Here is a 25,105-nt window from a genome sequence, read left to right on the forward strand (position 1 = left end):
TGATGAGTAATCGCTCGGCGCGTATCGGGTAACCGACGGCGCACGGGCACGTATTCCCGGGGACCCGGTGCAGGCTCCGTCTTCGGGGCTTCCGCTGACGTCTCCGGCGTTGTCTTCGCCTCGCTCTTTTTCTCCCCTATACCGGTGGATAGCGGTTGGGTGCGCTTGGACCCGTCCCGATAGACGGCGATTGCCTTCAACCCCATCCGCCAGGCATCAATGAAAAGCTGCTCGATCTCCTCGACGGTGATGTCATGGGGCAGATTGCAGGTTTTGCTGATCGCGCCGCTGATGAAAGGTTGAACCGCCGCCATCATTTTCACATGCCCCATATAGTGGATCGAGCGATGACCGTTGACGGGACGGAAGGCGCAATCGAACACGGGCAGATGCTCCTCTTTGAGGTAGGGGGCTCCTTCGATGGTGCCCCGGTCTTCAACGTAGGCCATGATCTCCTTGATCTGTTGCTCGTCATAGCCGAGCCGGCGCAACGCTCGAGGGACGGTTTGATTCACGATCTTGAGAAGCCCGCCCCCCACGAGCTTCTTGTACTTGACCAGGGCGATGTCCGGCTCGATGCCCGTGGTATCGCAATCCATGGCGAACGAGATGGTTCCTGTCGGAGCGATCACCGTGACCTGAGAATTGCGATAGCCGTAGATTTCACCGAGGCGCAAGGCCTCATCCCAAACATAGTGAGCGGCCTCCAGAAGCTCTTGAGGAACCAGCTCGGGGTTGATCCGCACGAGACTCTCACGATGCTTCCGAATGATGCGCAGCATCGGCTCTCGATTGACGGCGAACCCCGCAAACGGCCCCATCCGTTCGGCGATCTGGGCCGAGGTCAAGTAAGCCTGTCCGGTCATCAGCGCGGTGATGGCCGCCGCGTAGGCCCGTCCTTCCTCGGAATCGTACGGAAGGCCGCGCGACATGAGCAAAGCCCCCAGATTGGCGTACCCCAAACCCAGCTCCCGGAAGGCCTGAGCGTTAGCCGCGATCTTCGGTGTCGGATAGCTGGAATTGCCGACGATGATCTCCTGCCCCAGGATCATGACCGACACGGCGTGTCTGAATGCCTCGACATCAAATTCGCCATCCGGGCGAAGGAATTTCATCAGATTCAGTGACGCGAGATTGCACGCGCTATCGTCCAGATGGACATATTCCGAGCAAGGATTCGAGGCATTGATCCGCCCGCTATTAGGACAGGTGTGCCAGTCGTTAGTGGTCGTGTCAAATTGCATCCCGGGATCGCCGCACTCCCACGCCGCCTGGGCGATCTGGCGGAGGATATCACGGGCGCGGTGCGTCTCCAGGATTTCTCCCGTGGTCACCGCCCGCAGGTGCCACTCTTTGTCTTCCAGCACGGCGTGCATGAACTCGTCGGTGACGCGCACCGAGTTGTTGGCATTCTGGTACTGAATGGAAATCCATCCGTCGGAATCAAGCGACGACATATCATAGCCGGCTTCGGCCAGAGCGTACGCTTTTCTCTCCTCCTTGGCCTTGCACCAGATGAACTCCAGAATATCGGGATGATCTACGTTGAGCACCACCATTTTGGCGGCACGTCGCGTTTTTCCTCCGCTTTTGATCGTTCCGGCAATGGAGTCGGCTCCGCGCATAAATGATACCGGCCCCGACGCTCTTCCCCCTTTGGAGAGGTACTCCTTCGAGGACCGAAGTTTCGAGAGATTGATGCCTGCCCCCGATCCGCCCTGAAAGATTTTCCCTTCCGTCCGATACCATTCCAGGATCGAGTCCATGTCATCCTCAATCGAAAGGATGAAACAGGCCGAGCACTGAGGTCGGGGCTCGAAGCCGACATTGAACCACACCGGGCTGTTGAAAGAAGCCATCTGGTGAAGCAGTAAATAGGTCAGCTCGGCGCGGAAGGCATCGGCCGCCTCCGCTGAGGCAAAATAACCATCCTTGATTCCCCACTCGGTGATGGTGTTGGCCACTCGACCGATCATCTGGCGCACGCTGTACTCGCGCTCAGGCGTACCCAGTTTCCCTCGAAAATACTTCTGGGCGACGATGTCGGTCGCCAACTGGGACCAAAAGGAGGGAAACTCCACGTTCTGTTGTTCAAAGACGACCTTGCCATCACTCCCCACTATACGCGCCGTGCGTCGTTCCCACAGAACTTCATCAAAGGGATCCACGCCGGGGCGCGTATAGAAGCGCCTGATTTCCATTCCTCGATAGAACGACGTAGCCTGTACCACATCCTCGATCCGTTGCATTTCTTCTACCTCCCTCGACAAAGATCTCCACGACACGGAGCCACCAAGCGGTGCACGCGGTGGACGGCCGGATTTCTCGCTCGATTTTTCCTGCTTGTGCGGCTGGCTTCGACATCGTTTGGCCAGCCTGACGGTGCCTAGTCTAAACACAATAGGTTGGCTTGTCAAGAAAAAAAATCGCAATATATTGTGGTTCGGCCCTAAGCGGCGGAGCGAGAAGAAAATAAAATTTTTTCCACAGAATTTCGACAGTTTTTCCACAGGGAGGCGGGAGAAAGCAGAGCGCGAAGCGCCATGAGCGGCACAGCGGGCCCTCGGTGAGACGCCTCTGGCCAATCAGGCTTTCCCGCATTTTCAAGCAGTTACAGCAGTGCTGCTGATTTCGATCAGGCCTGGACCGAGTCCCTCCTCAGCCCGGCCACACGATCAATCGCGGGCGAGCGGAAAAACCTGCGGAGGGGAACAGAATGGGAAAATCCGCCCCAGTGTCCCTGGGAACAGGAGATAAATCCCACGGACTCGCCACCAATCCGGAGGAAGCCGGATCGAAAGCAGGCGCCCGGCCGTCACCGGAGAGGATGAGCGAGTCGGATTTCGGCCCCGGTGGCGTCTGATGCCCCCAATGGAACGATTGTGACGCTGGAGAGAGCCTCGCCTGCCCTCTGCGGATCCTTCACCCGAACACGAAGCCTCAGAACGCTCCCGGAACCCAGGGAGAACGTCTTCAGAGGTGAAGCGAGAGGAGGCATCAGGAGGACGACCATTTCCCCAGCCGTTTGCGAATGGGTGACCAAAACAAATCCCTCGGGCGCAAGATCGCCCCTTTCGACGGTGATCCGATCAACGAGGGTGGGATCAAAATAGATGCTGAGTCGGAGCGCGGCAATCCCCTCCGGGTTGTCCAGCACAACGGGGACGCGGTATTCCTCCCCGGCAGAAACAACCTGACCGAGAGCAATCCGACGCGGCTTCGCTGCGATCACGCTCATGGGTGTCTCGGTTCGCACCGGACAGCTATCGGGAAGGAGTTTTTCACCGGTGAGATGCTGGATCAGGAAAATCAAGTCCACTTCGTTGACCATCCCGTCGCAGTTGGTGTCCGCCGCTTCCAGAGCCAAGCCCGTCAGGGGACTCTCTCCCGTCAGGTGGGCGATGAGTCGCAGCAGGTCCTGCTCGTTGATGAGACCGTCCTGCGTCACATCGCCCGGCTGAACATTTCTCACGGTGAACTTCCCATCCTGAACACAGATTTCCAGCGGAACTCCAGCCGGGCTTGCCGCCGATGCGAGACTGAAGCGAAGGGGAATTGCCGTCCGATCCGGCGCTGAGGGAACCACGTCAAAGGTAACAAGAGCAACTGTTCCCGCCTGGCTCGGCAGTGTGGGAATCGGTGTCCGTAATGGCGGCGCAACAAGAAGGGCAAGTTGACCCCGTGTTCCGACGTTGACGTTGAAGCTGAAATCAGCCGGTATGAGCGTCCCCCGGCTCACCGCCTGGCGATCTCGAATGGCCAGGATGGCCGGATCAAAGGTGAGAACGAGCCGAAGCGCCGCAATGTCGCTGGCATCACTCAGATTGATCGGGATAGTAATAGTCCGACCTGCCGCTTCGCGGAAGTCCCCGGTCGTCAGGGTGCGACAGGCTTCACTCCCGCTCAAAGAAATCGTGATCATGGGCTTCTCTGGGTCATTGCTCGTGATCGTAAGTGTGCCCGTTTGCAACCCTTTGCCCATCAGGGTAAAGCGCAGCGTCAGCGTTTGTTGTCCGCCCGGTGGGATCGTCAGCGGAATCGTCGGAGACACGACCGTGAATTGGGGGTTATTCGTCGCGGCTGCACTGATGATCAGCGGAGCCGTCCCGGTATTTTTCAGCGTCAGCATTCGCTCGCTGCTGTGGCCGGGGAGAACCGCTCCGAAGTCGAGCGCCTGAACCGAAACTTCAATTCGGGCAACAGCCGCAATTCCCTCGCCCCGCAGTGTAACGGAGGCCGTCGGCCGCGTGGGATCGGTACCGGTCACCGTCAACGTGGCCGTTTTCACTCCCGGTGTTGTCGGTTGGAACTCGATGAGCATCGCCTGCTCCTTCCCCGGATCCACTGTGAACGGAGCCGTCGGCGAAGAGAGGGAAAACTGCGGATCGCTCACCGCGACGCCCGTTACTCCAAGAGGCCCTGTTCCCGTATTGCGGACTGTGATGCTCTTCTGGGTCTTCTGCCCGACAACAACGGGACCGAAATCCACCGTTGCCGGGTTCACCTCAATTCTGGGCGCGAGAACCCGCGTGGTGGCCGTCGCCGAGTTGTTCGCGCTCGCCGGATCGGCCTCGTTGGCTCTGACGCTCACGGTGTTGGTGAGTGTTTCCTCTCGTGATGGTCTGACCGTAAGCGTGATCGTCGCTGCACTGCCATTGGCAAGCGTGCCCACCGAGCAAACGATCCTCGGCGGCTCCGCTGTACACGTCCCCTGGGTCGTTCGCACAGAACCGAAGGTGACGGCATCAGGCAACGTGTCCGTTGCAACGACTCCTGTCGCATCCTGGGGACCGTTGTTTCTTACCGTGATGGCGTAGCTCAACTCATTTCCCACGACGACGGGATCCGGTGTTCCCGTCTTCGTCACCAAGAGATCGGCTGAACCCACAGTGAGCTGAAGATCGGCGGACCGGGAAAGGCTTCCGCTCGTGCCAACGATCTGGATGGCACTCGTTCCCACAGTCGTGGTCGCTCCGACGTTGATCGTGACGACGCTCGATGCAGGAGTCGTTGGCGTTGGAGTGATCGGATTTTGATTGAAACTGCACGTCACTCCCGCAGGAGTGTTCCGACAGGAGAGCGTGACCGGGCTGGCGAATCCCCCACTCGACGTCACCGTGCAGGTCGAGCTGCCGCTCGATCCCGGTGCCACACCCAAAACCGATGGGGTGCAGGTGAGGGTGAAGTCTTGCTGTTGAACGAGAGCAATAGTGGAGCTGAACTCTGACGTATTGCCCGAGGCGTCCGTCGCCGTTGCGACCAATAGGTCACCGGGGCTCAGGCCGAGCGTTGCGGCATTACCCACGACGAACGTGCGGGCCCTTCCCGCTGACTCGGAAAGGTAGGTATCGCGCGCAAGGAAGGTCCGGTCTTTACCGTCGGATCCTGCCGCATAGACTTCAATGGTCAACGGATAGGCTGAGCTGACGGGGCTTGAATCTACTCGATAGACGAGAGTGATCCATCCATCGGGTGTCACCTCGGCCCGCATGAGTTCGGGGTAGTTCTGCAGGTTATTCGGACCGGTATCGGGATCTCGATCATCATTGCGTGTTCGCATGCTGATGGTTTCGCCCCGATCCATGAGGTTCACTTCGATGCCCGCATTGCCGACAAACCGATTCTGCCACACGGCGTTGTTCGTTCCGGCGGTGGCGTCAACGGAGATCCCGTCGCCTTCATTAAACGCAATAATGTTGACTGCACCGGGAGCCGTACCTCCGATGAGATTTGCCGATGTCCGCTCCGCAAGCAAAACGCCGCTGCTATGGTTCGGCAAGGGTGTTTGACCATCCGCGGCCAGGCCGATGAAATTTCCCTGAACGAAATTCCTCGCACCCCCGGCGAGCACGATGCCGTACTTGCTGTTGCCTGAGATGATGTTCCGCGCTGCCGGCACCGTCCCACCAATGGTGTTGCCGCTCGCGCTGAGGATGGCTACGCCCGCCGCGCCGTTTGCGAGCGAAACTTCTCCACGACCGTCCGTGCCGATGAAGTTCCCCTGGACGAGGTTTCCCGACGCGCCCGTGAAGCTCAGCCGAAAGGCAGAAAAATCCGCAATAGCGATCCCCCCGGACAGTGTCGGTGGCAACAACGGGGGTGGCGTTTTCGCATTGCCCGAGAGGATATTTCGAGCCCCTGCCTGAACACCTCCGATGGTATTATTTGGAGCGCCGAGAACGAGAATTCCCACGGAGTTCCCGATCGCCCTGCGGCCCGCCCGATCTACTCCGACAAAATTTCCCTGCACGAGATTTCCGGTGGCCGAGCTGCCGGCCACGGCGAGACCGGCAACATTGCCGGAAAGGACATTTCGGGCCGATTCCGATGATCCTCCGATGATGTTGTCAGGGCTGGCAACGAGGATTCCCGCCAGGCCATTTCCCCTCCCTGCTTCCCCCGCCAGATTTGTGCCGATCACACATCCTTCAACACGATTTCCGCCAGCGCGACTGAGGACGATTCCGTTCCCTCCGATGCGACTCAGGTCGGTAACGCTCAGGGCTCGCGCATAGTCGGCGCGAAAGCGGGTGATAACGAGCCCACGAATGAAACTGTTGCCACCGGTGATGGTCAGTCCGTTGGCGACGCCCGCCGCGCTCCCATCAATCTCCACATAGCCTGCCGGCTGTGTCGAACCATCAATGGTCACAGCTTCCGTGATCTCCGGAAGCGGTGACTGTGGGGTGATTAGTGGGACACCTGTTGTGGGGATGTCAAAGACGATAACATCAGGCCCCGGCGAGCTGTTTGCATCCAGGATGGCCTGCCGCAAGGAGCCCGGTCCTCCATCACCCGTATGGGTCACTACAAACGTCCGCGCCACCGCGCTCATCATCAGCCAGGGTGAAACCGAATTCCACGGCAGTATCACCAAATCACTCTGGCCATCCGCGTTCAACTGCTCGGCCAGCAGGTCTGAGACCCCTCCCGCGACATCTAACGAGTCCACATCGGCTTGAAGGGACCAAAACCCAGAAGTACCCGCTCGCGTCCCTTTGCTCGTGAAGAGAAAAAGCCGATCGGAACCGGAGCGCGCGACGATCAGATCGTCCAGATGTTGACCCGTCATCCGAATGGGAACCATCCGGACTTTCTCGCCATTCACGTGACGACTGCCCGCTACCGTCGCGGCTTCATCCAGTGGAAGCGGAACAGAAACCCGCTCGGAGTCCCTCACGATATGAAGCACGCCGGTTTCGTCAAGGAGAGCAATCTCATGGCGAAATTCGCCGTCCGCGAGGAAGTCGCCGACAGCAACGGCGATCAATCGGGCAGGAAAGGATCGCCGTGCGATTCTCGGCTCTGCTTCAAGAGCTGGCTCACAGGAGCCGGCAAAAGAGGTGTCCTCACGACCAAGAATGATCACAGCCTCTGCGCCGACTGTGAGGACGATGTCAATGGGGTACCGGTCGTCCACCTGACCGATAGTAATGGCGGAGATCTCCTCCGGCATCGCGAAACTTTTAGGACAGGCGGCAAGGAACCCGTCGGGTCCCTCAAAAATCAGCAATTGATGGCCGTCCGGGCGAGTAACACCAACAACGAGATCAGAGATTCCGTCTCTTCGGTTCACATCTCCCACAGCCAGTTCGGTCAGTTCACCCGGAAGCATGAGCTGGCGAACGTCACTGAACCCTCCCCGACCATCTCCCTTGAGCAGGAGGATGGCGCGATTCCCTCTTTCTGCTGCAACAAGATCGAGGTGCCCGTCGGCATCCCCATCAACGGCAGCGAGAACCTCCGGGATGATTGACACGGGATAGACGTGCGCGCGGCTGTCGAAGGGAACCGCCTCTTGTGGGCGAACCGATTCGGGCGAGCGAGCATGACGTGATATGCGGTTACCTCTCGATTCAATGAGGGAGAGATCAGGCATTCGAATCAGACTCGCCCGTCCTCGATGAAAGGTGATGATTCCTCCCTGAGGGGCAAGGTAAGAAAGAGCGAGATCACTCCGGCCATCTTCATCGAAATCCCCGGAGGCAAGGCTCAGCGGAAGGACTAATTGTGCATGTAGCACCCTGGCCAATCCAGGATTGTTGACGACTTCTATCGGCAGATGCACAGCTTCAGCCAGGATCAGATTTTTCCGGCGCAGGATCAACGACTTCTCCTGGCCAAATGTGCCACCCCCCTTCCAAAGCTGCGCCTTAACCGGGCTGGCGCTCCTGCTCAAGCCAGGCGACAGAGGAGGAGCGGTCTCCATCCCCGCAGCCACCACAACGCCCAGGAGAATCATACAAGAGGCTACATCACCAATCTTTCTCAGCATCGGCTCCGCCCCCATCGGAATGGCGTCTCAGCTCCTCGATATCAAAAAGCCAATCGTGATTTTTAAGAGCGGTCAACAGATCTTTGCATCGCACGTCCCGCAAGATTATATCTGCCTTTCTCGCCCGATCAAGGTGAAACGAACTGTGAGCGGAGGTAATCTCCAGGGTAACGAATAAGGCGAACCGCCAGGGCGAACCAGAGACTGTGCAACAAACAGTTAGACGCGGCTGTCCACGCCCCGTACCCTCGGAGCGCCCGTATCTTGAGGCGAGAGGCGCTTCGGAAGCGCGCGCTTTCCAAAGCACCTCACTTGCGGACCGGTTTAAAGAGAAAGAAGCACATCGAGCAGGAGGCGCTCTTCGTCTGGCTGTACGGTGCGGAGATCGAGGACCAAACGGTCATCTTCGATTCGTGCGATGACGGGCGGCTGCGCATCCCGCAGTTTTTTCTCCAGCTCGTTGGCCGAGAGATCATCTCGGTGAACGGCGATGAGGGTCGTCTCCAGACGAGCTTCCGGCGCTGACCCACCACCGGTGACGGAATACCCGGGCCGAAGCGAGAAGTTCCAGCGAGAATCGGCCAGCCGTCGCGCCCGTTGCACGAACCGTTGGGCACGTCGCCGGAGAACTGCTGGCGACAAAGTGACCATCCTCAGAACCGGGATCTGTTGTTCGGGTGACGCCCGGAGGTAGCCTCGTAATGTCGCCTCAAGGGCCGCGAAGGTCAACTTATCCGGTCGGACGGCACGCATCAACGGGTTTCGCTTGATCTTCTCGATGAGCGATGCCCGCCCAACGATGATGCCGGCCTGGGGACCGCCAAGGAGCTTATCTCCACTGAACGAGCATAGATCAACCCCTCGGGACAAAGAGTGTGCAACCGTTGGTTCGTCGGCAATCCCCCACCGAGACAGGTCAATGAGGCAGCCGCTCCCGAGGTCCTCAAAACAGGGGAGTCCACACTCGTGTGCGAGAGCAACGAGATCTGACAAATCCGGTTGTTCCGTGAAGCCCACAATGCGAAAATTGCTCCGATGAACGCGAAGGATCAATCGCGTTCGTTCGGAGATCGCCCGCCGATAATCCGATAGGCGCGTGCGGTTGGTCGTTCCCACTTCCCGCAAAATAGCTCCCGACTTCTCCATGATCTCGGGAAGGCGAAAAGACCCTCCAATCTCGACCAGTTCGCCCCGCGAGACGATGACCTCTCCTCCTTCGGCCAGGGTATTGAGGACGAGGAAAACGGCAGCGGCATTGTTATTGACAACGACGGCCCCTTCGACACCGAGAAGCCGACGAAGGATCTCCTGGCAGTGTACCTCACGACTGCCCCGGCGTCCCTGCTCCAGATCATACTCCAGATTGGAATAGTGCATCCCGATCTCTTCCAGGGCGGCGAGGGCATCCGCCGAAAGAGGAGCCCGACCTAAATTAGTGTGGATAATCACGCCGGTGGCATTGATGACGCGCCGGAGCGAGGGAGACTGAATCTTTCGACAGACGCGGATGACGCGTGATTCGATCTCACGATGGAGGTCCTCAGGAGTTGAAAATGCTCGGCCTGCCCGGACCTCTTGTCGCACCTCTTCGACCACCCCCTGAACGGCTTGCGTGACGAGCCCCGGACCGATGCGGGAGACGAACTCCTGAATGGCCGGCCAGCGAAGAACAGCGTCTATTGAGGGAATGGCTCGGAGGATTTCAGTTCTCACCATAACTCCCCATGATCTGAAGGGACCGCGCTGACACCTGATGCCCTCTGAACTTTCACTTCACGGACGTTTTGGGGGGAGGCTCCTCCACCTGGATTTTCACCGTGAGTTCACCGGAATTGTCCTCGTAACGGCTGTCGTTGACCATGAGGAAGAGTCGGCCATTGCGCCGAGCGATGATTTCCGTCGCTCGTCCAACGAAGATGAAATCATCATTATCATCGCCGATGACGGCAATGAGGCCGCCGCTCGGGTTCTGAGCCATCATCTTCGCCGGGTCTTTCAGCTCGATTCCTTCAGGCCCGCAGGATTGGGTCGGAGAGATGCGAATCCTCCCTGTTGCTGAGATCCGAATACGATGGCCCTTGCGAACATCGAGCCCGGTGTCCTGCCAGTTCCCTTCAGCCGCGAGAACGGTCACCGTTGTTTCGCGGAACTGAGGCAGAAGGGGAGCTTGAACCTGAGCGGGAGAGTCTTTCGCGGGGGGAGGGGCTTCCTTTAAGGAACCTTCTGCCGGTACTGGCTGAGGACGCGAAGTCACCGCCGACGATACTGTAGGTGGAGATGGTTGAGACGAAGGCGGCAGACTGGAAGACTGGGGAGGGGGAGGCGAGATCTTCGTGGACGGCTGTTCTTCTGCCCGGCGTGAAGGAGCACTCGTCGCCTCAGGTGCGACCGACCGGGAGTGCTCCGCCTCGCGTCCCTGTCCGAAATCAATACTCTCAACGTCCTCGACGGCAATGATCGCGCGGCTTCGAGTCCCTGCCAGAATAATGGTGAAGTCTCGCCCATCGAACGCAATCACCCGTCCTCGAAGGACAGATCCATTTCTGAGCTTCACGATATGATCCTCCTCAGCGGTCAAAGCTCCTCCACGAGACGCCAGGGCGAGAACAAAGACAACAACACCAAGCCCTCCGAATATCAATCGAGTGGGTCTATGCCATCGCTGTCGCTTTCGCATGATCACCCCCTTTGTGCTGACTCAGGGTCGGTTGTCACGCGACTAACATATCAAAGATCGCCGTCCGAGCAAAGGAGAAATCCACCGGCGACCGATTGCCAAGAGCACTCCCCTCGTGCTAAAAATATGGCAGCGTCGCCGTGGTGAAGTCAGGTCTAACACACTGGTCTTTCAAGCCAGGATTCGCGGGTTCAAATCCCGCCGGCGACGCCATCCCCCGTGAGTGATGGCGCTGCCTGTTGTAACCGCGCGAGCAGTTTCTCGTGAATTCCCCCAAAGCCCCCGTTTGACATAATCACAATCACATCTCCAGTCCGAGCGATACGGGCGACATAGTCCACAATGGCGGCAACAGAGTCCAGGGCGGAGGCAGATTTCCCCTGGCGCTGAAGCGCCGCCGCAATGGCTTCGGGTCGCAACCGATCCGGCTCGGGTACAACGTCGGGTTTGAAGACCGGGGCCAGAACGGCGACATCTGCCATCTGAAGAGCCTCGATATAGGGAGCTTCCATCAGCCGTAATCGGGATGTCCGAGAGCGAGGCTCAAATAGGGCGATGAGACGACGGCCAGGGTATTTCGCCCTGAGCGCCTCCAGGGTTGCGCGCACTGCCGTTGGATGGTGAGCAAAATCATCTACGAGCAGAATCCCGTTGACTTCCCCCCGAACCTCCATACGCCGTTTCACGCTGCGAAACGACCTCAGGGCGTGCGCCACGGTTTCCTTCGGAATGCCGAGGGCAGCCGCCAGAGCAATCACGGCCAGGCAGTTCTTCACGTTAAAACGTCCCACAAGCGGGGTCTGAAAACGACCATAAGTCTCGCCGCGAGCCAGAACGCGAAACTCCGTGTGACCCTGGCCGATGAAAATGTCAACCGCTTTCCAGTCGGCATCATTTTCCAGACCGAAGAACTCCACGGGACACCATGCCTTGATAGCCAGTTCCCGGACAACCGGGGAATCCCCGTCGGCGATCAAACGGCCCCTCCGGGGGATGAGATTGAGAAGTCGGTGGAATGCCGTCTTCACCGCTTCCAGATCGGGGTAAATATCGGCATGATCAAACTCGATGCTATTGAGAATGACAGTGTCCGGAAGGTAGTGAACGAACTTCGGTCCCTTGTCGAAAAAAGCCGTGTCGTATTCGTCGCCTTCGATGACGAAGAATCCGCTGTCGGTCAACTGATAACTTGTTCCCAGATTTTCGACGATCCCGCCCACAAGGAAACTGGGGTTCATCCCGGCCTGGACCATCGTCCAGATGGCGAGGGATGTTGTCGTTGTCTTCCCATGTGTACCCGCCACCACAATTGAGTGACGCCCCCGGATAAACCTCTCCTTGAGCACCTCAGGTAGAGACTGGTAATAAAGCTTGGCATCAAGCATGTACTCGACCTCGGGATTCCCGCGCGACAGGGCATTTCCCACAACGACGACGTCTGGGTGCGGTTGAAGATTTTCTTCCCGGTACCCATTGAACACAGGAATTCCCAGATTGCTGAGAAAAGTTGACATTGGGGGATAAACATCCTGATCCGAGCCGGTGACCCGATCCCCCGCCGCTTTGAGCAAACCTGCCAGACCGGCCATCGCGGTTCCACATATCCCTATGAGGTGATAATGCTTCTGCACCATCGCCGTTCTCCTTCAGTGTTGTGTCACTCGGTTGACCTGCATAGAAGATCATCACTCAACGCAGAGCATCGGGGCCAGCCGACGAAACCTCTCAGGGCCAATACCGGGGACGATGAGAAGATCTTCCACTTTCTGGAAGGGTCCATGACGCTCCCGGAGACGGATTATCTCGTCGGCCAGGACAGGACCGATCCCGGGAAGCCTCTCGAGGTCTTGACGAGATGCCCGATTAAGACTCAGCCGCTGCACCGGCGCCAATGCTCGACCACTCTCACTCGTGGCCTGAATATCACAGCGAGCTGTCTCCGGAGGAAACGGAACCGCAGGTGCGGTTAGGAGTTTCGTCCGCCGAGTCTCCACATAACGGCTAGCGCCCATGGCGACGAATAAAAGAAAAACACCGGCAAGCGACCAACGGATGATCTCGATCATGAGGGAACGATTCACGACCTTCACCCTTGTGATCCCCTGTTTCCACGCCAGCCGTCGGCCGGGGTCGTCCGTCTCAGGCAATCCATGTAAAGGATCTCATACTCACGAACCATTTCATCAAATGATTTGATTGGTTGGATATTTTGCCTGAAGCGTTCGAGGAGTGAGGGCTCGGCGATGATACGACGGAGCTGACGGGCGAGGTCATCAACGTCTCCCCGCTCGAAATGGAGGCCGTTGACTTCATGGGTAACCATTCGTTGCATCTCACCCAGACGAGGGCAGATGACCGGAACACGGGCAGTCTGAGCCTCGAGAATTGTCAGAGGCCCCGTCTCATACCAGCGAGAGGCGACAACGAGCACATCGAGAGAGGCCAAAACGGTTCCAATCTGTTCGGGAGGAAACGAGCCGTGAAACCGAATACGAGGATGATGGCCTGCCAGACGCTTCAGGGCTGACTCGAACGTCGGGTCGTCGAAGTCACCAAAGAACTCAAGGCTCGCCTGATGGTCGCTGTCAGCCTGCATGAAGGCTCGGACCAACAAATCAGCCCCCTTGACCCAGTTGATTCGCCCGATAAAGCCAATTCGAAGACGCGTACTGCCCTCCCGGCCCGGGGAAGATGGAATGTTTCCCGACTGCGTAGGGAGAATCCTGCTTGTGTCCACGGTTTGGGTGATCAGTCTCAACCGGCTTTCTGGAAGTCCTGCCCGACGAAACACTTCGAATGCAAAGGGATTCACCGCGACCAAGACATCAACCTTCTCCAGGAGGGAACGAAGTCGCTCGGGTCGGTAACACACTGCGTCAACGGCATCGGCGACAAGGGGCGGGAGATGCCTCCGAAAGGCCGGCCAGCGACCCAGTCGAAAGAGGATAGCGGCCAGGTGATCCGGAGCTACCCCCTGGAACAGACGGTGACTTTTGTAGGTTCGAGTTTCATGGATGATGCAGGCCAGACACTCCCTGGGAGAGACCTGCCAATCACCGGGACAGAGCCGATCATCCCATGTGAGCAAGGTCGTCTTCCAGCAGATGGGCCAATAATCTGTTAACGTCCAGACGATCGGCAGACCCGCCCTGGTGGCCGCATCTATGACGGATGCCGAGAGGAACAGGCAATTCATGACGTGAACAAGGTCCACATGCTCTTGCCGGAATATCTCGAAGACCTTCTCTCCGACTTCCGGGTGGTAGATGGAGTGAAGGAAGGGGGCCTCGCGTGGGACTGCAAAACGCAACCGAAGGACTGGCAGTCCCTGGTAATCACTACGAGTGACGGCTATCCCACTGGAACCGTTTCGCTTATCGGCACAAATGATTAAAGGGGTGTGGCCCCGGGTAGCTACTGCTCGTGCGAGCCCGTCGGTCAAAACTTCCACGCCTGCCCGGTGCTCAGGCAAAAATCTGTGAGTCACGAATGCGATCTTCACAAGGCCTAACTCCTGTCCACCGGCGCCAGAAATGAATTGCACCAGCGAGGTGATTTTACCATAAGTTGGGGATGTGGCTGCGTACTTGAATTTGGCCGGTTTGCTGAACGGGGCTTTTGCCCGAACAGGGAGTGGCCTTCCCCGGCTTGGACAAAAACTCGGGAGTCCCCGTGGACTCAAATAAGCTCCGGTCGAAACTAACACTTGACACACGACAGCGAAATCCCTAAACTAAGGTGTTTGTGAAGTAAGAGGGGTGCAGAGCGAGAGGGGACCCCGAGGGGATGAACAGCAGGTTACCAGATTGGGGATGAGAAATGTCACCACGTCTAGAATTACCGGAGGACGTGGTGCCGTGTGCCGGTGGGATGCCCGGGGTTACGTCGGAGGGCCCCGACGACGAGCTAATGATCACGAAAGGACGGGCTCAGGAAAGGTGCGCTGTAATAAGTAAGCAACGAAGACCTCGCTCATGACATCCTGTGGTTCGGAGGCGAAATCCAGTCTTGAAGAACACAAAGCCTATGGAGACCTTATTGGAACAGATTGATGATCCTGTCCTGATGCCTCTAGAGGAGGAGTCGTCCTCGTTGCCGGAAGGCTTTGGGCGGGATGACCTTTTTGACATTGCCTATCCCGAGGAGGACTTCAGCAGCGAGTTACGCACTCTTCCCGAGGAAGAAGGCGTTGTTGAAGAAGAAGAGACCGTGGCGGGCGAAGGAGAGCCGGGGGAGATCGAGGCTGTTGATGCGATTCGGACGTACTTCCGCGAGATCGCCTCAACACCCCTTCTGACCCAGGAAGGGGAAGTGATGCTGGCGAAACGGATCGAGCGCGGCGAGATGATGGTGAAAAAGGCACTCTCCCGCTCCCCCATCGTTCTGGCTGAGCTGATCGCGACGGGAGACAAACTGAAAAAGGGTGAGATCCACGTGCGGCAGATTGTCGAGGTTGCTGAAGAAGAAACCGTCAGCGACGAAAAACTTGAACAACTCCGTGAGGAAACTCTCCAACTTCTTGAAGACGTGAAGAAAAGCTATCGCCGGTTGCTCCAGCAAGCAGAAAAGGTCAGGGGGGGTCCTGCTCACTCTCGGCAACGGGCGCGGCTTCTGCGGAAGTTAGCCCGTACGCGAATTGAAATCTCACGGATTGTCCGTCAGTTTCATTTCACCGCCGCATTCCAGGACCACCTGATCCAGCGCATACAGGAGGCTGCCGACAAGCTCAAAGAAGCCCGTGCGGCTGTTGAGGCTCTCACCCAATCCCGCAAGCGCAGTCGGCGAGGCCGCGCCGAACGTGAGTTTCAGGCTCAGCTACGGGCGGCCCGCAAGCGCGTTCGGGAACTGACCCAGCAGTACGGCGCTTACATCCAGGAACCGGCGAAGTCGTTGGAACGGATCCTGAAGGGCCAGAATCAAGCCCAGCAGGCCAAACGAGAACTGACAGAAGCTAATCTGCGCCTGGTGATTGCCTTTGCCAAGCGCTATGCTCACCTCGGTCTACCCCTTTTGGACTTGATTCAGGAAGGCAATATCGGCCTGATGAAAGCCGTTGATAAGTTTGATTACCGACGCGGTTACAAGTTTTCCACCTATGCGGTGTGGTGGATCCGGCAGGCCATTCGCCGGGCCATCTCCGATAAGGCGCGAACCATCCGGCTCCCGGTTCATGTCACTGACACTCTGGAACGCATTCGCCAGGTCACCCGCGAACTGAGCGAAAAACTGGGGCGGGATCCGACGCCCGCAGAGATCGCCCGCAAGGTCGGGATCACCACCGAGAAACTCCGACAGCTCATGGAGGCTGCCCAGGGCCCTGTGTCGCTGGAGACGCCGATGTTCGAGAACGAGGAGGTGCGCCTCGGTCACCTCATCCCCGATCGTTCCTCGAACAACCCGATTGAAGCAACAATTCAAAACAACCTGAAGCGAATCACCGAGGAATCGCTGAAGGTCTTGACGCCCCGGGAAGAGGTGATCATTCGGATGCGCTTCGGATTGAATCCCACCGGCGAAGAATACACGCTGGAGGAGATCGGACGCCATCTCGGTGTGACCCGCGAACGCATTCGCCAGATTGAGGCGCGCGCGCTTGCTAAACTCCGCCATCCGACGATTAGCTCAAAGTTGAAATCCTTTCTGGGGTAAGAGGCTATGACGGATATGCGAAATACATTCGAATCACCTCCGATGGAACACACACCACGACAAGGATCGGGCTCGGACCTGATCCTGATCGAAGGCGTGCTGGAAGTACTGCCGGAAGGGCATGGCTTCCTTCTTTCGCCCGAGAACAACTACATTCAGAGCCCGGATGATATCTACGTGGCGCAATCGCAAATCCGGCGATTCCGCTTACGAACTGGCGATATTATCTGTGGAGTCTGCCGTCCCCCTCACGACGATGAGCGATATTTTGCTCTGGTTCGGATCGAGGCGGTCAACGGGGAACCAGCGGAAAAACGGCGGGAAATTCCGGCCTTTGAGACGTTCGTGCCGTTGTTCCCAGAAGAGAGATTCCGCCTGGAAACGGTACCCGATAACCTCTCGGCTCGCGTGATGGACCTTCTGACACCTATCGGAAAGGGTCAACGAGGACTGATCGTGGCGCCCCCTCGAACGGGGAAGACGATTCTGTTGCAAACGATCGCCAACTCGATCACGCGCAATCACCCCGAGGTCAAACTCATCGTTTTGTTGATTGACGAACGACCCGAAGAAGTGACCGATTGGGATCGGAAGGTTCACGGCGAGATCGTCGCCTCCACGTTCGATCAATCGCCCGAGCGCCACGCACGCGTTGCTGAAATCGTCCTGGAGAAAGCCCGACGACTGGTCGAATACGGCCACGATGTCGTTATTCTCCTGGATTCTCTCACCCGTCTGGCGCGGGCTCATAACTCGATTGTGGAACGGAGCGGAAGGACGCTCACGGGAGGAATTGACGCCAGTGCCCTGCAGAAGCCGAAACGGTTCTTCGGAGCTGCCCGGAATCTCGAAGACGCCGGGAGCCTAACCATCATCGCGACCGCCCTCATTGATACGGGATCGCGGATGGATCAGGTGATCTTCGAAGAATTCAAGGGAACGGGCAATATGGAGATTCACCTCGATCGGACTCTGGCGGATAAGCGGATCTTCCCGGCCATTGACATCCATAAGTCGGGCACGCGAAAAGAAGAGCTGCTCATACCGCCACAGGACCTGAACCGGATCATTGTCCTTCGCAGGGTATTGGCCACGCTGTCGCCCGTCGAAGCCATGCAACTGATGCTGGAACGGCTGGCCAAGACAAAGACCAATGCCGACTTCCTCAATTCTCTCCAGGTCGAGTCTGAGCGGGCTGCTGTCTCGTCGTCGCGGAGGTCACTGGCCAGTTAATCCGGCGCTTCCCCCCGGGGACGCATAGCATTGGTGGCGACACCCGCGTTCCCGGCGTCATTCCCGGAAGTCCTCCAGATTACTTCCGGTTCGTGCCCGAAAGGCTTTTCTTCACCACCATGACAGAGTACATTCACCCGCCTCAACTACAACGCCCATCGGGTTGAATGGAGAAGCTCGACCGCCTCGGGTGGGCGGCGGGAATTTCCTTCCGGGCCTATGGCGTGCGAGTCGGTATCCGCACGACGACCCCCGATGTTCTTCCGCTGATCTACCCCCTCCTTCCGCCAGGATGGAAACCGCTCTCCCGACCGATCGTGGATTACCTCTATTCGTTCGTCGTGGGAGGGAGAGGGCCGGCATCCATCCGTCACTTTCACATTGTTTATTCGGGCGCTGTGCGACTGGCGCGAACAACCGATCTTAGCCAGGCGCTCCGCCTGCTGGAGCTTGACCTCCATTTTTACGTTGCCGAGCGGGCACGGTATCGGGTCTTCGTTCACGCCGGTGTCGTGGGATGGCAAGGTCGCGCCATCGTTATTCCGGGCCGGACCTGGAGCGGAAAAACCTCGCTCGTCAGGTCCCTGGTTGAAGCAGGAGCCAGTTATTACTCGGATGAGTTTGCCGTCTTTGACGCGTCGGGCCGTGTCCACCCCTATCCCATTGCGCTGGGAATCCGGGATGAGCATTCCGGATTGCCCAGGAAATACTCAATCGCTGAACTTGGGGGCACAGTGGGTAGCCGTCCTCTGCCAGTAGAATTAATCGTTTTCACGCAGTTTCAACCGGGGGCCCGGTGGCGACCGCAACTGCTCACTCCGGGCAGAACCGTTCTTGAACTCTTGCGGCATACGCTTCCTGCTCGGAGAGAGCCAGAACGCGTCCTGAAAACACTGTCCGTTGTTGCTTCCCACGCGACAGCCCTTAAAGGTGACCGGGGAGAAGCGCGTGATCTGGCCGTTGGACTCCTTGAGTGGCTCAGCCGCCTGAAAACGTGTTCCCCCGGTGCGAAGAAACTTGTCAGCTCCGAACTCCTTGCCCGTTCCGGACGGTCTTCCTCCCTGTCCCCGTGAAACAACAGCAAAGGACAGGCGGCTTATGTTTCCCCAGAAGCGCGAAGAAGAACTCATTGTTCATGAGCTTGCGGAGGAGACCCTTATTTACGATCTGAAGAGGCATCGCGCCTACTGCCTGAATCGAACGGCCGCGATCATCTGGCGGTATTGTGACGGGCAGACGCCACCAGCACGGATGAAGGACCTGCTCAACCGGGAGTTGGGAAAAGATATTGAGGACTGGGTCATCCAACTGGCTCTGCTCCGTCTGGAGCGCGCTCATCTTCTCCGACGGGATGGCCCCGGACGCCAGGCCATGACCCCGGCCCGCCGACACCTTTTGAAGAAAGTCGGCAAGCTCGCCGTCGCGGCAAGTCTTTCGACGCTACTTCCCAGCGTGCGAGCCATTGTGGCCCCAACGGCGGCCCAGGCTACAACGGGTGTCACAAGAGACCAATGCCGCGACTCCCCACCGGGCCAGTGTCCCAATCTTCCCTGTACTGACCGGCCGGGGAGGCGGTGTTTGCCCTCCGGGGGAAGGAATCGAAGGTGTGATTGCCGGCTTTGATGGTGAAGGGAACGACAGGCAAAGGGATAACCGATCCCTCCTCATTAGGAGCACGGATAGCTTCGCTATTGAGAGGGAGCTGGCGCGCGTCCCCACCTCCGCTTGATTTCCCTCTTGACGATCTGGAAATCCTCTTCCCCCTCTTGTTGAAGTCGGGAGCTGCACCCCTTGCGTGGTGGAGGATCGCTCATTCCGGCTATCACTCCTTCCCCTCTGTGGCACAACTGCACCAGGCCTATCGCCTTTCAACGATTCAGGCCCTTGTCCAGGAGCGTCAGCTTGCGGAGGTTCTTCGCAGACTCGCCCAGAATAACGTGACGCCCCTTATGGGAAAGGGACTTGTGGCTGCCCGCCTTTATCCCGAGCCGGGGCTCCGCCCCTCTGGGGACTTTGACCTGTACGTCCCCGATGAGCAGTATGAAATCGCGCGCGCGACACTTAGGATTCCTGGTACGGTCCTCGCTCCCGTTGATCTGCATCGGGGATTTGCCGAACTCGATGATCGGCCTCCGGAGCTGTTGTATCGCCGAGCGCAGACTATCACCATAGATGGGCAGGAAGTGCGTGTCTTCAGCCCGGAAGATCACCTTCGCCTGCTATGTCTGCATATGCTCCGACACGGAGCCGTTCGCCCGCTCTGGCTGTGCGACATTGCAGCGACACTCGAATCGCTCTCGAAAACGTTCGACTGGGACTATTTCTCCAGCGGCTCAACTCGCCGAACGCAATGGGCCTGGTGCGCGCTGGTTCTCGCGCAGAAGGTTTTTGACCTCGCCCGTGATTATCTTCCGCTGAGCGACCAAATGAAAACCCTTCCCCGATGGATTATTCCCGCCGTCCTGCGCGAGTGGGGTACTCCGTATCACCCTCGCATCCCGACAGAATACGCCATCCGCTCTCCTCGGATGATCCTGAAGGAAATCCGGCACAAGTGGCCGAATCCAATCGAAGCAACCGTCACGGTGAACGCACGCTTTGACAACTTTCCTCGTTTCCCGATTCAACTGGCTGACTGTGCCGTGCGAGCGGTGCATCTCATCCGGAGGGTGCTCCGAGCGACTGCGACCCACACGCTCTAGCGGGGAGGCACCTGCCCGGTCGAAAGCTGTGTCTGAAGTGCAGCAATTCGTTGCTTCACGGTCTCGATATCGGGCATGTCTTGAATCGGGGGCGGCGCTCCGATGATCTCCCCCTCGGCTTCCCGCTGCTCGGCGGCTAGGGTTTCCAACCGTGCGGTCATAATCTGAACGTATGTTTGATAGGCGGTGATGGCTTGGGCGATCTTCTTTTGTTGCTGGTACACCTCGCCGAGATAGTAATAGGCCAGAGGGAATTCCACCGGCTTATGACGTTCAACAGCCATCAGGAATTCCTGCTCTGCTTTTTCCAGTTCCCCTTTACCGAGCCATGCCCGGCCACGATCAAGGCGCACCTGCGCTGTATCGTAATCGGACTCGATGGCTCGATTGAATTGCTCAAGGGCATCATCGTAGAACTCAGCTTCCAGTAAAGCCGCCCCGAGTTCATAGTGAACAGCCGGGTGGCTATAGCCCTGCTCAATGGCCGTGCGGAATTCGGCCATCGCGCCTTTGACATCCCCCTGGATGTGAAACATGATCCACCCGAGCCGGAAATGAGCTTCCGGGAAATGGGGCTTGATGGCGAGAGCACGCCTCAGCTCAAGAACGGCCAGATCGTAGTTCCCGCTGGCCAGGTATTGTTCAGCCCGCTGGTAATGATCTTCCGCCGTCGGGATCAGGCGAGAACACCCCGCGATTGCCCAGATGACCATCGCACTCAGAAAGAGAGCGGGTAACTTCGCCCTACTGTTGTTGAACAGAGGACGTGATGAGCCGAGCATTATGATTCCTCGCAACCGGGGTAAGCGTTTGACCCGTCAGGGGCCGGTGCATCCTCGATGACAATTGTCAGGCGACGATGCGCTTCCCGCAATGCCGCTTCGACGTCTTCCGGCGTCTCGGCGCGAGCGAAGATGAAGCCGAGGTAGCGTGCTCCCTCGGGTAAGGGAATCACTTCCTCACCCCGGTGGATGGTTATCGTTACCCCCTCGATACCGGGCACGCTTGTTGCTTCAGCCAGCCCGGAGACATCGCGGAGAATGCCCCGCCGGGTGACAGGAATCATCATGACGCCGGACGCCCCAGACCGACGCCCATAGGTTGGAATCGGCAATCCGAGCGCATGGCGCAGCACTAATTCTTCGAGCGTCAGACCGAGGCCAAATCGTAAGGTCCGAGAGCATAATCCACCAATAGTTCGGGCTGCCACCTCGATCACCCACGGACCGGCGGCGTTGATGCGCAGTTCGGCGTGAATCGGACCCTCGGTCAAACCTAATGCCGCGCAGGCCCGTTCGGTACAGTCAACGATTGCCTGTTGCGTTGGGGCGGGCAGGCGCGAAGGCGTCACATAGGTCGTTTCTTCAAAATAGGGGCCTTCTAGAGGGTCTGGCTTATCGAATAGAGCGAGGACGTGCAGCTCTCCCGCAGTGATCAATCCCTCAACAGCGACTTCGCTCCCGGGGATGTAGTCCTCGACCAGAAGATACTGTGCGAGATCCCGCCCCCGACTTCGGACGGAAGGTTCCGACAGAATCCGTCGAATCCGCGCAAATGCCCGGACAAATTCCGCTGGGGTGTTGGCCCGAATGACTCCTCGGCTGGCGGAGAGGAACAAGGGCTTGAGCACGCAGGGATAGGAAATGCCGTGAGCAACATCGTGAGGATCAGAGTCGAGACGGAGGCGTTGGAATTGGGGGACGGGCACGCCTGCCACCGACAGACGCTGACGCAATTGATACTTATCCCGGGCGGCGGCTGCCGCCTCCCAAGAAATATGCGTCAGGCCGAGTTGAGCGGACAGAGCTGCTGCTATGACGGTCGTTTCATCATCAACGCCGACGACAGCATCAATCGGGTGAGAACGAGAGAAATCCTGGACCACGCGCAATGCTTCCGAAACGTCATCGAAGGGAAGCGTCAGCAGACGATGAGGCTGAAGGCCTTGGAGAGTGCTCGCCTGATCCACTCCCACGACGACCTCGACCCCGAGGCGAGCGGCGGCAGTGAGGAAATCCTCAGCCCGATACGTCGTCGCGGGCAGCAGCAACAGTACTCTCTTCACCTCCCTGCCACTCACACTGAATGGGTTCGCGCCCTCCCTGCTGTGACAGCGGATGGGTTCACTTCAGGGGTTGGTAGTAGGGATTCTGCCCCGCCGCGTGGTCCGTGGTGTCGAAGATATTTCCCACCTCCGGGATGTGCTCGCGAATGAGGGCTTCGATTCCCTGTTTCAAGGTGATGGGAGCCGCGCCGCAGCCCTGGCATCCTCCACCCATGCGCAAAAAGACATTGTTGTCCATCACGTCAATCAACTCGATGAAACCACCATGTAACCCGACGGAGGGATTGATGTATTCCGCCAGGAGCTTTTCCACTTTCCGGCGGATCTCCTCGGACGAGGTCCGACGCTTTCGCACCTCCTCGGAGACGGGCGGGGTACCCGATTGAAGAATGCGCCGGATGGTTGCACCGATTTGCTTGGCCATCGGCAGCCATTCCGCGTAGGTCGCCTGGGTCACCGTCACCAGATTCCCCGAGATGAGGACGGACTCGACGTTGCCGATGTCGAAGATGGCCTCTGCCAGGGGCGATCCACGAGCGGCTTCTCTGCTGCCAAAGTAAACCGCCCCCTCATAAACAGGGCGATCAACGGTAAATCGGCATTTGAGGGGGTCGGCTTGGATCTCGGCCGTGATTTTGATCTCATCTGTCATAGGCGACTTAACCTCATACTTTTGTGTGATCATTGAGATGGGAACGATAGCAGACTTTCGGGAGGGAAACAATATGGCCGTGCGGAATTTCTCCCGCTCCTTGCACGGACCATCTCCGCGTGCTAAAGTAACGCCTCACTTTGTGGGAGGATGAGCAAGGAGAAAGGAGCCGCGCGAGCGCCGGTGAGGACGTTTCACGGGAGGTGAACTGTCTCCCGGCAATCCACTGATGGTCATAGCGACCAAGAGACCTCAGCCGCACCGGGACGGATCGCTGATGGTACCGATCATACAGCTTCAGGACCTTTCGGATTGCGAGAAGGAAATTGTTTTCGAACTCGCGGCGGATGAAGTGAACCGGGAATTTGCCTCGGTCTACCGGACTCTCGCCGAGCAGGTGGAGCTTCCGGGTTTTCGGCGGGGGAAGGTCCCGGTGTCGGTTCTGCGTCAGCGGTTTCGCCGCGATGTTCAGGATCAAGTTTCCCGTCGCCTTCTCGCTCGACTCATTGAGGAGGCCGTGCGCCGTTTTCAGATCCGGCCGGCATCGGAGCCGGAGGTCATCGAAGCGAGCGTGAGCGAGGGAGCCCCGCTGAAAATGAAAATCCGCATGGAAGTCTTCCCCTCGGTCGAGGTGAAACCCTACAAGGGGCTCCGGGCGACGAAGAAGATTGTCGCCGTGACCGACAAAGACATTGATGCCGTCTTGCACCGACTTCAGGAGTCTCACGCCGTGCTTGTGCCCACGGACCGGACCGAGGCACAGGCTGGCGATGTTGTCACCGTGGAGGCCACCGCCGAGGTCCTGTCGAACGACTCTGGCGAGACGTCAGTTCTTTATCGGGATCGGGAACAGGAGCTTGAGCTGAACCCTCAGAAGCTGCTGCCGGACTTTTACAACAACCTCATAGGTCTGCGCACAGGAGAGAGCCGGTCCTTCGTCCTCTCCTATCCGGCTGATTCTTTCCCTCCGGAGTTTGCCGGTCGGACGATTCGTCACGCGGTTCGCCTTCTCGAAATTCGCCGGAAGGACGTCCCCCCCCTGGATGACGAATTTGCCCGCTCCGTAGACGACACGGTGAGCACGCTCGACGAGTTGCGGGAGAAGATTCGCCGGCAGTTGACTGACCGACGAGAGAAAGAGGCGCAGGAAGCCCTACACCAGGAGGTGCTGGGCCAATTGCTCGATCAGAATCGGTTTTCACTGCCCCCGACGGTGCTTCAGGTACGGACTCAACGCAAGGCCGAACAAATGGTCAGGATTCTGCTGGAGCGAGGGGCAGATGTGGAGGCCGTCGAAGCGAAAACGTCGGCGCTCGTCGAGACCAGCCGCGAGCTGGCCGAACGAGAACTGCGTGCCGCCCTGATCCTGGAGAAGATCGCCGACCTCGAAGGCATCACCGTCAGCGAGGCCGAGGTGGATGCGGAAATTGCGCGTCGCGCCGCGCGATTTCACTACTCTCCCGCCGATCTGAAGAGGCGCTTGACAAAGGAAGGCTTGCTCGATAGTATCAGAGACGAATTGCGGAATCGAAAGGCGCTGGAGACGGTGGTGGCACACGCGCAGGTGACAACAGAGATCGTGGAGGCGGCGGAACGAACCTGAGGGGGTGAGAGTGGCGTAGAGCGTATGCGGTTTGACGAACTGAATGCGTTGATCCCAATGGTTGTCGAACAAACGAGCCGAGGTGAACGGGCCTACGATATTTTCTCCCGTTTACTCAAAGATAACATCATCTTCATCGGCACACCGATTGACGACACGGTGGCCAATCTGGTGATCGCTCAGCTCCTTTTCCTGGAAGCCGAGGATCCGGACCGCGACATCTCCATTTACATCAACAGTCCTGGCGGG

At 58.3% G+C, this 25,105-nt stretch carries 17 protein-coding genes and 1 tRNA gene; 8 read left to right on the forward strand and 10 right to left on the reverse strand.

Annotation, left to right across the window (positions count from 1 at the left end; translation table 11 throughout):
• The 4 genes from VNM72_00315 to VNM72_00330 all read right to left on the reverse strand — a co-directional run.
• A partial coding sequence (locus tag VNM72_00315; GenBank protein ID HXF03842.1) for a vitamin B12-dependent ribonucleotide reductase occupies positions 1–2,249 on the reverse strand: 2,249 nt, incomplete at its 3' end.
• 566 nt (positions 2,250–2,815) lie between these two features.
• The gene (locus VNM72_00320) at positions 2,816–8,242 is read right to left on the reverse strand and encodes a choice-of-anchor D domain-containing protein (GenBank protein HXF03843.1); all 5,427 of its coding nucleotides are present in this window, start codon (positions 8,240–8,242) and stop codon (positions 2,816–2,818) included.
• 357 nt (positions 8,243–8,599) lie between these two features.
• Positions 8,600–9,991 carry an L-seryl-tRNA(Sec) selenium transferase gene (gene selA, locus VNM72_00325; protein ID HXF03844.1) on the reverse strand — a complete coding sequence of 464 codons (1,392 nt, stop codon included), beginning with the start codon at positions 9,989–9,991 and terminating at the stop codon, positions 8,600–8,602.
• Positions 9,992–10,043: 52 nt separating this feature from the next.
• Positions 10,044–10,829 (reverse strand): LecA/PA-IL family lectin, encoded by a 786-nt coding sequence (locus tag VNM72_00330; protein HXF03845.1) that lies wholly within the window; start codon positions 10,827–10,829, stop codon positions 10,044–10,046.
• Between the two features lie 257 nt (positions 10,830–11,086).
• Here VNM72_00330 and VNM72_00335 point away from each other — a divergent pair.
• Positions 11,087–11,165, forward strand: a tRNA-Glu gene (locus VNM72_00335).
• On the opposite strand, the gene mpl is transcribed toward VNM72_00335, so the two are convergent.
• From mpl to VNM72_00350, 3 genes are read right to left on the reverse strand one after another with little or no spacing between them, the layout of a single operon-like run.
• Positions 11,144–12,586, reverse strand: a complete 1,443-nt coding sequence (mpl, locus tag VNM72_00340) for a UDP-N-acetylmuramate:L-alanyl-gamma-D-glutamyl-meso-diaminopimelate ligase (GenBank protein HXF03846.1) — start codon at positions 12,584–12,586, stop codon at positions 11,144–11,146. The genes VNM72_00335 and mpl overlap by 22 nt on opposite strands.
• Before the next feature lie 51 nt (positions 12,587–12,637).
• Positions 12,638–13,018, reverse strand: coding sequence for a helix-hairpin-helix domain-containing protein (locus VNM72_00345; protein HXF03847.1), 381 nt, complete (start codon positions 13,016–13,018; stop codon positions 12,638–12,640).
• A 20-nt stretch (positions 13,019–13,038) separates the two neighbouring features.
• A complete protein-coding gene (locus VNM72_00350; protein ID HXF03848.1) occupies positions 13,039–14,667 on the reverse strand; it encodes a glycosyltransferase family 4 protein in 1,629 nt (542 codons plus the stop codon).
• Positions 14,668–14,978: 311 nt separating this feature from the next.
• On the opposite strand from VNM72_00350, the gene VNM72_00355 reads away from it, so the two are divergent.
• The 5 genes from VNM72_00355 (at position 14,979) to VNM72_00375 (ending at position 20,536) form a co-directional block, all read left to right on the forward strand.
• Entirely contained in the window at positions 14,979–16,601 is a 1,623-nt protein-coding gene (locus VNM72_00355) for a sigma-70 family RNA polymerase sigma factor (GenBank protein HXF03849.1), read from the forward strand.
• Between the two features lie 42 nt (positions 16,602–16,643).
• The gene (rho, locus tag VNM72_00360) at positions 16,644–17,834 is read left to right on the forward strand and encodes a transcription termination factor Rho (protein HXF03850.1); all 1,191 of its coding nucleotides are present in this window, start codon (positions 16,644–16,646) and stop codon (positions 17,832–17,834) included.
• Between the two features lie 167 nt (positions 17,835–18,001).
• Positions 18,002–18,907, forward strand: coding sequence for a hypothetical protein (locus VNM72_00365; GenBank protein HXF03851.1), 906 nt, complete (start codon positions 18,002–18,004; stop codon positions 18,905–18,907).
• A gap of 25 nt (positions 18,908–18,932) precedes the next feature.
• Positions 18,933–19,457: a PqqD family protein gene (locus VNM72_00370; GenBank protein ID HXF03852.1), complete on the forward strand. Its 525-nt coding sequence runs from the start codon at positions 18,933–18,935 to the stop codon at positions 19,455–19,457.
• Positions 19,457–20,536 (forward strand): nucleotidyltransferase family protein, encoded by a 1,080-nt coding sequence (locus VNM72_00375; GenBank protein HXF03853.1) that lies wholly within the window; start codon positions 19,457–19,459, stop codon positions 20,534–20,536. Before VNM72_00370 ends, VNM72_00375 begins: the two co-directional genes overlap by 1 nt.
• On the opposite strand, the gene VNM72_00380 is transcribed toward VNM72_00375, so the two are convergent.
• The 3 genes from VNM72_00380 to VNM72_00390 form a co-directional block, all read right to left on the reverse strand.
• Positions 20,533–21,249, reverse strand: a complete 717-nt coding sequence (locus VNM72_00380) for a tetratricopeptide repeat protein (GenBank protein ID HXF03854.1) — start codon at positions 21,247–21,249, stop codon at positions 20,533–20,535. The genes VNM72_00375 and VNM72_00380 overlap by 4 nt on opposite strands.
• Before the next feature lie 68 nt (positions 21,250–21,317).
• The gene (locus VNM72_00385; GenBank protein ID HXF03855.1) at positions 21,318–22,601 is read right to left on the reverse strand and encodes an ATP-grasp domain-containing protein; all 1,284 of its coding nucleotides are present in this window, start codon (positions 22,599–22,601) and stop codon (positions 21,318–21,320) included.
• 58 nt (positions 22,602–22,659) lie between these two features.
• Positions 22,660–23,253 carry a NifU family protein gene (locus VNM72_00390; protein ID HXF03856.1) on the reverse strand — a complete coding sequence of 198 codons (594 nt, stop codon included), beginning with the start codon at positions 23,251–23,253 and terminating at the stop codon, positions 22,660–22,662.
• A gap of 277 nt (positions 23,254–23,530) precedes the next feature.
• Here VNM72_00390 and tig point away from each other — a divergent pair, with 277 nt between their 5' ends.
• A complete protein-coding gene (gene tig, locus VNM72_00395; GenBank protein HXF03857.1) occupies positions 23,531–24,856 on the forward strand; it encodes a trigger factor in 1,326 nt (441 codons plus the stop codon).
• Positions 24,857–24,880: 24 nt separating this feature from the next.
• Positions 24,881–25,105: ATP-dependent Clp protease proteolytic subunit (locus tag VNM72_00400; GenBank protein HXF03858.1), on the forward strand; the 225-nt coding region annotated here is incomplete at its 3' end.

It is taken from the genome of Blastocatellia bacterium (assembly GCA_035573895.1).
Taxonomy (GTDB): Bacteria; Acidobacteriota; Blastocatellia; order HR10; family HR10; genus DATLZR01.

Bases quoted from the DNA above. Each gene is read 5' to 3' on its own strand.
- VNM72_00320 (HXF03843.1), bottom strand. From the start codon at position 8,242: ATGATTCTCCTGGGCGTTGTGGTGGCTGCGGGGATGGAGACCGCTCCT.
- selA (HXF03844.1), bottom strand. From the start codon at position 9,991: ATGGTGAGAACTGAAATCCTCCGAGCCATTCCCTCAATAGACGCTGTT.
- mpl (HXF03846.1), bottom strand. From the start codon at position 12,586: ATGGTGCAGAAGCATTATCACCTCATAGGGATATGTGGAACCGCGATG.
- VNM72_00345 (HXF03847.1), bottom strand. From the start codon at position 13,018: ATGATCGAGATCATCCGTTGGTCGCTTGCCGGTGTTTTTCTTTTATTC.
- VNM72_00355 (HXF03849.1), top strand. From the start codon at position 14,979: ATGGAGACCTTATTGGAACAGATTGATGATCCTGTCCTGATGCCTCTA.
- rho (HXF03850.1), top strand. From the start codon at position 16,644: ATGGAACACACACCACGACAAGGATCGGGCTCGGACCTGATCCTGATC.
- VNM72_00365 (HXF03851.1), top strand. From the start codon at position 18,002: ATGGAGAAGCTCGACCGCCTCGGGTGGGCGGCGGGAATTTCCTTCCGG.
- VNM72_00370 (HXF03852.1), top strand. From the start codon at position 18,933: ATGTTTCCCCAGAAGCGCGAAGAAGAACTCATTGTTCATGAGCTTGCG.
- VNM72_00375 (HXF03853.1), top strand. From the start codon at position 19,457: ATGGTGAAGGGAACGACAGGCAAAGGGATAACCGATCCCTCCTCATTA.
- VNM72_00380 (HXF03854.1), bottom strand. From the start codon at position 21,249: ATGGTCATCTGGGCAATCGCGGGGTGTTCTCGCCTGATCCCGACGGCG.
- VNM72_00390 (HXF03856.1), bottom strand. From the start codon at position 23,253: ATGACAGATGAGATCAAAATCACGGCCGAGATCCAAGCCGACCCCCTC.
- tig (HXF03857.1), top strand. From the start codon at position 23,531: ATGGTACCGATCATACAGCTTCAGGACCTTTCGGATTGCGAGAAGGAA.